At 42.9% G+C, this 11,698-nt stretch carries 3 protein-coding genes; all 3 read left to right on the top strand.

Features of this window, described 5'->3' with window-relative positions; all coding sequences use genetic code 11:
* Nucleotides 1-21: 21 nt before the first annotated feature.
* Nucleotides 22-360 (top strand): DUF6984 family protein, encoded by a 339-nt coding sequence (locus N7U62_RS16265; protein WP_264139075.1) that lies wholly within the window; start codon nt 22-24, stop codon nt 358-360.
* 7 nt (nt 361-367) lie between these two features.
* A complete protein-coding gene (locus tag N7U62_RS16260) occupies nt 368-1,009 on the top strand; it encodes an SOS response-associated peptidase (protein ID WP_264139074.1) in 642 nt (213 codons plus the stop codon).
* Nucleotides 1,010-1,087: 78 nt separating this feature from the next.
* On the top strand, nt 1,088-11,695 hold the full coding sequence (locus N7U62_RS16255; protein WP_264139073.1) for a lamin tail domain-containing protein: 10,608 nt from the start codon (nt 1,088-1,090) through the stop codon (nt 11,693-11,695).
* The last annotated feature ends 3 nt before the right edge of the window (nt 11,696-11,698 follow it).

Below are 11,698 nucleotides of genomic sequence, written 5' to 3'. Positions count from 1 at the left end.
GATCAAAGAAAAAGACGATTTATGGCTGCACTGCGAGCGATACGAGAGGAAGAAAAAAACATGGTGAGGGCGATGCTGCAGCATATTGGAGCCGATGAGGCGCAATATCCGATCAGTAGTCAGGTGAGTGAGTACGGCGATCCACATATGGGTAGTATCAATTTTGATAATGATCGCCCGGATCTGTATGACGGTGACTTGGTGCAGTGTGAGTACAGCGACGAAGATGGTGAAAATGTGGTGCTATCACTGACCAAAGATGCCGAAGGCAAGCTGCTGGATCTGGACTTTTGGAAGTCCAATTTTACTCCACTAGTAAAGTACCCTACTCCGGAGGTGGTGAGCTACAAACAAAAATAGTCGGCCCATGTGCTATCATACCAAACAGACGCAGGAAGAAAACAAGGTCAAGCGCCGCTTTGCCGCGACCATGATGTACCCCGAACAGGCGGGGCTGCTGACCTCTTCGCACTGGAATGGCTATGATTTTCCACGTACTCCGGTCATTACCAATGAGGCACCTTCTCAAATTCAGTTTTATCACTGGGGCCTGATACCCACCTGGGCCAATGACGAGAGCATCCGCCAGTCCACCCTCAATGCCAAAATTGAGACGCTGGACGATAAACCTTCTTTTCAGACACACGAGACGCACCGATGCCTGGTGCTGGCCGATGGGTTTTACGAATGGCAGTGGCTGGATGCCAAGGGAAAGAAAAAACAAAAATATGAGGTGGGGCTAAAGGAAGGCGGCTTGTTTGCCTTTGCGGGGCTGTGGTCTGCCTGGACCGATCCGGCCAGTGGGCAGGTGCTCCATAGCTACTCGATAGTGACTACCGAGGCGCAGCGGGTGATGCGCGAGATTCACAATTCCAAACTGCGCATGCCTGTGATCCTGCAACCCGAGCAGGAAAAGGCCTGGCTGGCAGGCGATGACAAAGACAAATACATAGATACAGAAGTAGAGCTGGTGGGTAAAACAGAGAACCTGCAGTTGGGGTTGTTTTAATCCCTCTCTAGAAGGTTTTTTTGGCTACTATCGTATCTTTTTCTATATTTAGGAAAGCAGCGCAAATGATGACCAGCCATGAAATATCTATGCCTAGCTCTGCTCCTTTCCATTTCTCTTCCTTCTTATTCACAATTTCAAGACGATTTTTCGGACGGTGATTTCACCCAAAATCCTGCATGGTCTGGTGATGAAGCCTATTTTGAAGTAGAATCGGGACAACTCAATTCTAATGGACCAGACGAGACTTCATCCCTATATCTATCCACTCCAATAGAAGTTTATGATTATACTCAATGGGAGTTTTTGGTGGACCTGCGATTGTCTCCTTCTGGCAGCAATCGGGCACGCGTCTATCTCATGTCAGATCAAGCCAGTCTAGAAGAGAGTTTGAATGGCTATTTTATCCAGATTGGACAGTCTGGGGACGATGAAATTGATTTTTATAGGCAAGATGGAGGTTCTACCTCTCTTTTGTTTTCCGGGAGTACCTTGTTCACTGGGGATGTATTGGTTCGAATTCGAGTGAAGAGGGATGTGGTGGGTGCCTGGCAAGTTTTTGCGGACCCAGCTGGTGGTTCGAATTTCAATTCGGAAGGAGAACCATTTTTGGATGATACCTATTCAGCGGGGGAATATTTGGGAGTGGTGGTAGAGCATACCAAGACACAGAAATACAATTACTATTTCGATGATTTCAGCGTAGAGGCTTATGACCCTCCTTTCGCATTGTCTCTGGTGAAGGTTGAGAGCAATAATACTCTGAGGCTTTCCTTTACATCTGAACTGGATCTAGCAAGCGCTGAAACTTCGTCTAATTATGATTTGTCCAATGGTTTCGGAATGCCCAGTTCAGCTGAGATTGATCCAGAGCATGCAAATCAGGTACTTTTGACGTTTGCTGATGACTTCACCCGCAATGATTACATGTTGGGATTAAACAACATACAAAATTCAAATCTGGACGAATCACTTACTGACATTCAATGGGATTTTGAAATTAATGGAGCTACTGCATTTCGCGAGATAGTGATCAACGAGATTTATGCGGATTACAATCCAACTTCTCTCGGTTTACCAGATGAGGAATATGTTGAGTTGTACAACCTTTCGGATTACCCAATCAAGCTCGGAGACTTTAGTTTGAATGAGGAGGCCCTGGATGATTTTGTACTGGCTTCCAAGTCCTATGTGATTGTCACCGATGATTCTAACATCTCGGAGTTTGAAGGTTTTGGGGATATGGTGACCCTTTCCAGTTTTCCTTCTTTGCTCAATGGAGGCATGGAATTGCTGCTGAAAGATAATTTGGGGAATTTGGTTGATTCCGTCACCTACTCGGATTCATGGTATGGAGAAGAAAGCAAAAGCGATGGTGGTTTTGCCCTAGAACAGATTAATCCTGAACGGGATTGTAACTATGCTGGAAACTGGTTGGCTTCATCTGATGAAAGGGGTGGAACTCCAGGAGAAGAAAACTCCGTCTACGATAGCAGTCCGGATATAGAATCGCCTGCTGTTTTGCTTCTAGAAGTAGTGGATGCCACTCACCTCCAATTGACTTTTGATGAGCCGATGGATGTTGGCTCTTTACAGTCAGCTACCTACAACCTGAGTCCTGGTTTGGAAGTTTCGGTTCAGGCTGCCTCTGGCATGAAAGTTCAATTGGAATTGGCAAACTCTTTAGTCAGTGATACTCATTATTCTTTGACAATTAATGGTGCAACTGATTGTGCTGGTAATGCTTTGACAGAGGAGATACCATCTTTTTATTATGATGTGAATGCTCCGGTTTTGGTGGGGTTGGTGGTTTTGTCAGATACGGAATTGCAATTGACCTTTGATGAGGGACTGTTGGAAACAGTTGCCGAAGAAGTGAATAACTATGCCATTGGGGAAAACATTGCAACCTCAGCTACACTCAATGCTGATGATTCTACTGAGTTACTATTGACTTTTGAGGAGGCATTTATCGATGATGTGGAGAGTATACTTTCCATTGGTAACCTGGAAGATTTGTATGGGAACACAATGAGTTCCGAAATTCAGCAGGCTTTTACTTATAATGAGCCATTTGCTGTTGATACCTTGATTCAGGAGTCTTCCTTGTCCTTACTTCTCCGTTTTAATCAAGATCTGGAAGCTAATTCAGCAACGCAAATAGGGAACTTTTCTCTAGATAATGGTTATGGTCAACCCATCGAAGCGACTCTTCAAAATGAAAATGAGGTCATTTTAACTTTCGGTGCAAGATTCAATACCAATGATTATCAGCTCACACTAAATGACATCCAGAATGCAGATTTGGATGAAGCTCTGGTAAATGCTGAAATCGAAATAACTATAGAATCTGCTACTGCTTATCGCGAGATAGTCATTAACGAGATCTATGCGGATTACAATCCAACTTCTGTAGGTTTACCAGATGAGGAATATGTCGAGTTGTACAATCTTTCGGATTACCCAATCAAACTCGAAGGCTTTAGATTGAATGAGGAGGCTCTGGATGATTTTGTACTGGCCTCCAAGTCCTATGTGATTGTCACCGATGATTCTAACTTCTCGGAGTTTGAAAGTTTTGGGGATGTGGTGACTATTTCCAGCTTTCCTTCTTTGCTCAATGGAGGCATGGAGCTTTTGCTGAAAGATAATTTGGGGAATTTGGTTGATTCCGTCACCTATTCGGATTCATGGTATGCAGAGGAAAGTAAAAGCGATGGAGGTTTTTCGCTAGAGCAGATCAATCCGGAACGCGAGTGCAATTATGCCGGCAATTGGTTGGCTTCATCAGATGAAAAGGGTGGGACGCCTGGACAGGAAAATTCCGTCTACGATAACAGTCCAGATATAGAATCGCCTGATGTTATGCTTTTTGAAGTAGTAGATTCCACTCACCTCCAATTGACTTTTGATGAGCCGATGGATCTTCTCTCGTTGCAGTCGGCTACTTACGATTTGAACCCAGATCTGGAAGTGTCTCTTCAAGCATCGACCAAGTTTAACGTTCAACTGGAATTGGCCAATCCATTGGTCAGTGGTACAACTTATGCCCTGTTGATAGATGCTGTGACCGATTGTGCTGGCAATGCGCTGGATACAGACGAGGGCTTGTCTTTTTACTACGATGTTACCGCTCCAGTTTTACAAGAACTGGCGATTCTATCAGATACGGAATTGCAATTGACTTTTGATGAAGGTCTGTTGGAATCAGCCGCTGAAGATGAGAGTAACTACACTATTGGTGAGAGTACTGCAACATCAGCAACGCTCAATGATGAGGATTCAACTCAAGTCCTATTGACTTTCGAAGAGGTCTTTATCGATGGAGTTGAAAATATACTTTCCATTCTGAACCTGGAAGATGTGTATGGAAATGCCTTGGCCTCTGAAATTCAACAAGCTTTTACCTATGAATCGCCTTTTGGTTTAGACTCTTTAATTCAAGAATCTACTTCTTCTCTACTGCTCCGCTTCAATCAAAGTCTTGATCCAACTTCTTCAACTCAATTGGCCAATTATGCTATAGATCATGGCTATGGTCAGCCCTTAGAAGCAACTCTACAAAATGGAAATGAGATCATATTAACTTTTAGCGATGCATTCAATAACAACCATTATCAGCTCACTCTAAATAATATCCAAAATGCAGATTTTGATGAAACTTTGATGAACCCTTCCATGGGGATTTCAATAGAAGTATCCACTTCTTTTCGCGAGATAGTTATTAATGAGATTTATGCAGATTACAATCCAACTTCTGTCGGTTTACCGGATGAGGAATATGTCGAATTGTACAATCTTTCGGATTACCCAATCAAACTAAGAGACTTCACTTTGAATGAAGAGACCCTAGATGAATTTGTTCTTGCCTCTAATGCCTATGTAATTGTCACAGATGATTCCAACCTTTCAGAATTTGAAATCTTCGGGGATGTAGTGACTATTTCCAGTTTTCCCTCTCTGCTGAATGGAGGCATGGAATTGCTGCTGAAAGACAACCTCGGAAACCTAGTAGATTCGATTACCTATTCGGATTCGTGGTATACAGAAGCAAGCAAGAGCGATGGAGGCTTTTCATTAGAGCAGATCAGCCCAGAACGTGCTTGTAATTATGCTAGTAATTGGATGGCATCTTCTGATGAAAAGGGTGGAACGCCGGGACAGGTAAATTCCGTCTACGATAACAGTCCCGATATAGAGTCGCCTGATGTTATGCTTCTTGAAGTAGTGGATGCCACTCACCTCCGATTGACTTTTGATGAGCCGATGGATGTTGCTTCTCTACAGTCAGCTACCTATAGCTTGAGTCCTTATTTAGAAGGTTCAATTCAATCAGTCACCAACATTCGAGCTCAATTGGAATTGGCAAACTCTTTAGTCAGTGGTACACATTATTCTTTGACAATCAATGGTGCGACAGACTGTGCCGGTAATGCTTTGACTGATGAGATTCCATCTTTTTATTATGATGTGAATGCTCCGGTTTTGGAGGATTTGGTTGTTTTATCTGATACCGAAGTACAATTGGTTTTTGATGAGGGTCTATTGGAAACAGCGGCTGAAGATGAGAATAACTATGCCATTGGGGAAAGTATTGCAACCTCAGCTACACTCAATGCCGATGATTCTACTCAGGTCCTATTGACTTTCGATGAGGTCTTTATCGATGGAGTGGAGAATATACTTTCCATCGGTAACCTGGAAGATTTGTATGGGAACACAATGAGTTCCGAAATTCAGCAAGCCTTTACCTATGAAGCACCTTTTGGAGTTGACACCTTGATTCAGGAGACTTCTTCGTCTTTAATTCTCCGTTTTAATCAAGATCTGGATGCTACTTCAGCAACACAAATAGAGAATTTTTCTCTAGACAGTGGCTATGGTCATCCTTCTGAAGCTATTATTCAAAATGGAAATGAAGTGGTCTTGGTCTTTGGTGATGCATTCAATAACAATGACTATCAGCTCACACTAAATGACATCCAGAATGCAGATTTGGATGAAGCTCTGGCAAATGCTGAAATCGAAATAACTATAGAATCTGCTACTGCTTTTCGCGATATAGTCATCAACGAGATCTATGCAGATTACAATCCAACTTCTGTCGGTTTACCAGATGAAGAGTATATCGAACTGTATAATCTTTCTGATTACCCAATCAAGCTGGGTGATTTCACTTTGAATGAGGAAGCCCTGGATGATTTTGTTCTCGCCTCCAAGTCCTATGTGATTGTCACCGATGATTCTAACTTCTCGGAGTTTGAAAGTTTTGGGGATGTGGTGACCCTTTCCAGTTTTCCCTCTTTGCTCAATGGAGGCATGCAGCTTTTGTTGAAAGATAATTTGGGGAGTCTGGTTGATTCTGTCACCTACTCGGATACATGGTATGGAGAAGAAAGCAAAAGCGATGGCGGTTTTTCGCTAGAACAGATCAATCCAGAACGCGAGTGCAATTATGCCGGAAACTGGCTGGCCTCATCTGATGAAAAGGGTGGGACGCCTGGACAGGAAAATTCCGTTTACGATAACAGTCCGGATATAGAATCGCCTGATGTTTTGCTTCTAGAAGTAGTGGATGCCACTCACCTCCAATTGGCTTTTGATGAGCCGATGGATGTTGGCTCTTTACAGTCAGCAATTTATACTTTGAGTCCTGATTTGGAAGTTGCTTTTCAGGCTGCCTCTGGCATGAAAGTTCAATTGGAATTGGCAAATTCTTTGGTCAGTGGTACACATTATTCTTTAACAATCAATGGTGCAACAGACTGTGCCGGTAATGCATTGACTGAGGAGATTCCATCTTTTTATTATGATGTGAATGCTCCGGTTTTGGAAGATTTGTTGGTTTTGTCAGACACAGAATTGCAATTGGCTTTTGATGAGGGTCTGTTGGAAACAGTTGCCGAAGATGAGAATAACTATGCCATTGGGGAAAGTATTGCAACCTCAGCTACACTCAATGTCGATGATTCTACTCAGGTCCTATTGACTTTTGAAGAAACTTTTAGCGATGGTGTGGAGAGCATACTTTCCATCGGTAATCTGGAAGATTTGCATGGGAATACAATGTCTTCAAATGTAGAGCAAGCCTTTACCTATGAAGCACCTTTTGCAGTTGATACCTTGATTCAGGAGTCATCCTCGTCCTTACTTCTCCGCTTCAATCAAAGTCTTGATCCAAGTTCTACAAGTCAATTGTCCAATTATTTTTTAAATCATGGCTATGGTCAACCCTCAGAAGCGACTCTTCAAAATGGAAATGAGGTCATTTTAACTTTCGGTGCAAGATTCAATAACAATGACTACCAACTCACCTTAAGCAATATCCAAAATGCGGATTTGGATGAATCCTTGGTTGAAATATCATTAGGCATTTCAATCGAAGTACCCACCTCATTTCGCGAGATAGTGATCAATGAAATCTATGCGGATTACAATCCAACTTCTGTCGGTTTACCAGATGAGGAATTTGTAGAGTTGTACAATCTTTCGGATTACCCAATCAAGCTGGGTGATTTCACTTTGAATGAGGAAGCCCTGGATGATTTTGTTCTCGCCTCTAGCGCGTATGTAATCGTTACTGATGACTCTAATTTCTCAGAGTTTGAAAGTTTTGGGGATGTTGTGACCATCACCAGTTTTCCTTCTTTGCTCAATGGAGGCATGCAGCTTTTGCTAAAGGACAATCTTGGGAATTTGGTTGATTCGGTTACCTATGCTGATTCCTGGTATGGGGAGGAAAGTAAAAGCGATGGAGGTTTTGCGCTAGAACAGATCAATCCAGATCGTGAGTGCAATTATTTTGGAAACTGGCTGGCCTCATCTGATGAAAGGGGTGGAACTCCGGGGCAAGTAAATTCAGTTTATGACAATTCGCCTGATCTACTTCCACCCAGCATATTATCAATGGAAGTGCTGGACTCGGTACATCTTAGTTTGGCATTTGATGAGCCGCTCAATATTGATTCTTTGAAAACCAGCTATTTTTCTTTGAGTCCCGAAAATGAAATATTATCAGTGACAGGGGATGTCTTTTTAGTCATACTGGAACTCAAAACTGCTTTGATTAGTGGAACTTCTTATAAATTGTCAGTAGAAGAGCTATCGGATTGTGCAGGCAACTCCATCCTAAACCAAACTTTGGATTTCCACTATGATGTAAAAGGTCCAGAGTTGAACAGCCATTTGCTCTTGTCCGATCGCCAGTTGCAATTAACTTTTGATGAGCCGATTGTTTTAGATAGCCTTCAAGATCAATCATTGATCATAAATCCTACTGCCACGATTGAACTAGAATTGGTCGATCCAAATACTATAATCCTTAGTTTCGATTCTGCTTTGATTTCTGGTCAGACCTATGAGCTGAGCTTTTCAGATTTCAGCGACACTTTGGGCAATGTGCAGAAGCAATTAACTACTCTTAGATGGCAATACATTAATCCAATAGATACGCTGCATGTACTTAGTGGTCATCATTTGGATTTGCATTTTTCGGTCGATTTGGACATTTCGATGGCTAGCAACCCTGAATTATACGAATGGGTAGAATCTGGTGCTAAACCCATATCTGTGCTAATGAATCCAGACGAAGCTCACAGGGTTCAATTGATCTTTCAGGAGGATTTTGATGATAACAAGGAGTTATCTCTACGGATTTCAGGACTATACGATCACCAGGGTAATTATTTGGCATGCCCTTTAGTTCCTTTTGAATTTGACACTTCTGCTCCCCGAGTTGAATCTGTAGTTGCCTTATCTGCCCATGAATTAGAAGTTGTATTTAGTGAAAAAGTCGATCGACAGTCTGCCGAGACTATCGAAAATTATGAGTCTGATGAAAGGTATCCATTGCAAGGATTGTTGCAGGAGGATCGAAGTTCCGTTCTGTTGGAGTTCGAAAAAGTGTTTGAGGAGGAGCTAGCATATAACTTACTCATCGATGATGTGGAGGATCTATTTGGCAATGCGATCGGTACCAGGAAGAAGGTACCTTTTGTGTTCGATCAAACAGCTCCACGATTGGATTCGGTTTTTACCCTATCATCTACTGATGTGGTGCTGATTTTTCATGAAGAGATGGACTCTATTTCCGTCTTAGATTCGACCCATTTTTTACTCACTGGCATTCATCCCAAAGAAGTGCTTCTGGACAGAGAATCTCAAAAGAGGATCATTCTTCATTTTGCAGAGGCAATTACGGGTGTCCAAACTTTAGAGTTGGAAAAGCTTCAGGACTTAAGTGGGAACGAGATTGATGCTTTGAAAATCGACGTAGATTTTGAGGATTTTCACCTCGTCAATTGGCAGATGAATACAGCTAATCAACTGGTTCTTGATTTTAATTTCCCCCTCGGTGAATCCTTTCTGGATCAGGAGAAATATAGTTTGCAGTCCAACGCCATCTCTTCATTGTCCCTGGAGGATAAAAGGTTAACCATTGAATTGGATGAGCCCATGGGCTCGACGCAGTATGACACCCTTTCTTTTTCTAATCAGATAAGTAGAAGTGAACGGCGATTGTCTACTAAAAAGTTGATTTTTCAATATCAACCCATGTTTGCAGGTGCAAAAACGGTCAATGACCAAACCATAGAATTGCAATTCGACACTTTTTTTGACCCATCATTTTTGAGTTCAGAGTCCTTTCATTTAGAGGATTTGGGAAGTCCACTGGCTGCAACGGTTTCAACTGAGAGTGCAAATTTGATTCGGTTGATTTTCAATGAGAGTTTGAAGGCCAATCATAGCTATCTTCTTTCCTGGAGACCTTTGATTAATGCATTTGGCAATCTCGTACCGGGTCATTCGATTACGCTTCTGATCGATCGGACTGCTCCCAAAATTCTAAACCTAGAAGTGATACATGATCAAATGATCGCACTACAGTTTAGTGAGCAAATGGAATCAGGATCTGTCGAATTTGAGAGCTATTATCAGATTTCGGGATTGGAAATCGATGACCTCAACTACCACCCTGAAGATTCAATTGTGGAAATTGATTTTGAATCTGCGATGATTCCGGACCAAGTCTATGAAATCAAGCTACAGTCTATGAGAGATCTCTCAGGAAATGCGATGACTGATACCACCTTGCAATTCCATTATGAAAAGCCTTATGCGCCAGCCTTTGGCGAATTAAGAATTACCGAAATCATGGCGGAACCTGAAGAAGGAGAGCAGGAGTATTTTGAACTCTACAATGCCAGTGATATCAATATTGAGCTGAAAGGTCTGGTTTGGCATGATGGAAACGGTGAGACTTATTTCGAATCGGGTGAAATAAAACCTCAAGGCTATCTGGCCATTAGCTCTGATTCGGATTTGCTTTCTTCCTGGCTCAATTTGAACAATGCGAGTGAAACGCTATCCCTTTGGTCGGAGGAAGGGCTGGTTTTCTCGGTGACCTATTCGGAGGACTGGTATGATCAAGAGGATCACAAGGGCTATTCTCTAGAAATGGTGGATGTAGAAAGTTTTTGCGGGGAGGACGGTAACTGGACCGCCTCTTTGTCCCTGAATGGAACTCCCGGACTGCCCAATTCTCGAAGTGCCAGTAATCCCGATCAAGCTGGCCCTATGATCGAACAAGTCGTGGTAGAAGATCAACATTTGCTTATTGAACTGAATGAAAAATTGAAGCCGAATTCTGAGATTGTTGATCATATCACTATTACCCCAGATGTTGATTTGGTGAGTGCAGAGCTTGATTTGCCCGAAGGGAAACGAATTGCTGCAGAAGTCATCAAGGCGCTGGAACCCAAAACGGCCTACGAACTTAAATTGTCAGGGATAGAAGATTGTGTAGGAAATGCATATCCAAATGATGAGACATGGACTTTTTATGTCCCAGAATCAGCCGATAGTTTGGATATCCTGATCAATGAGTTCCTATTCAATCCAAAACCCGGCGGAGTAGATTTTGTTGAGCTCTACAACCAGTCGGACAAGTACATAAATTTAAAAAATATGCTTTTGGTCGGGGGCAGTGGTGCAAAGAAAATCACTCAAGACCACCTTCTGTTTCATCCTGGCAGTTTCTTGGTTTTAACATCTGATGCCCAATTGCTGTCTGCTGCTCACCCTAAAGGTGATGCCAGCCGTTTTTTGGAATTGGCTTCTTTTCCTTCCTTTAATGACGATGAAGGGCAAGTTGTTTTGGCATTACCCGATGGCAGAATCATCGATTCCTTGTACTACGACGAAGATATGCATAATCCTCTCCTGGATGAGGTAGAGGGAGTCAGCTTGGAACGAGTTTCCTTAAAAGTTGAGACAATGGACCGGAACAACTGGCAATCGGCGGGGAGTCTGGCGCATTATGCTACGCCTGGCTTGCCCAATTCACAGAGCCGTGAGGATTCGGGTAGCACGGCACGACTCAGTGTAGAACCTAAGGTGTTCCTTCCTGATGGTACGGGTCAGGCTGATTTTACCACTATCAGTTACCGAATGGAGCAGCCAGGGGCTTTTGCTAATGTTAGGATCTATGACAGTCAGGGTCGACAGGTGCGTACACTAGCCGAGAATCAATTGCTATCGACAGAGGGTGCCTTGCACTGGGACGGCAGCACCGATGCAGGTCAGCGCGCTGCGATTGGATACTACATCATTTTTGTGGAGATTTACGATCACAAGGGCAATCAAAATAGCTTCAAACAAACCGTCGTTTTGGGAGGGCGACTCTAGCCT

The organism is Reichenbachiella ulvae (assembly GCF_025833875.1).
Lineage (GTDB): Bacteria > Bacteroidota > Bacteroidia > Cytophagales > Cyclobacteriaceae > Reichenbachiella > Reichenbachiella ulvae.
This window is presented reverse-complemented; position numbering and strand designations above follow the sequence as displayed.

Excerpts from the sequence above, each read along its gene's own strand:
- N7U62_RS16265 (WP_264139075.1), top strand. The coding sequence starts at position 22 with ATGGCTGCACTGCGAGCGATACGAGAGGAAGAAAAAAACATGGTGAGG.
- N7U62_RS16260 (WP_264139074.1), top strand. The coding sequence starts at position 368 with ATGTGCTATCATACCAAACAGACGCAGGAAGAAAACAAGGTCAAGCGC.
- N7U62_RS16255 (WP_264139073.1), top strand. The coding sequence starts at position 1,088 with ATGAAATATCTATGCCTAGCTCTGCTCCTTTCCATTTCTCTTCCTTCT.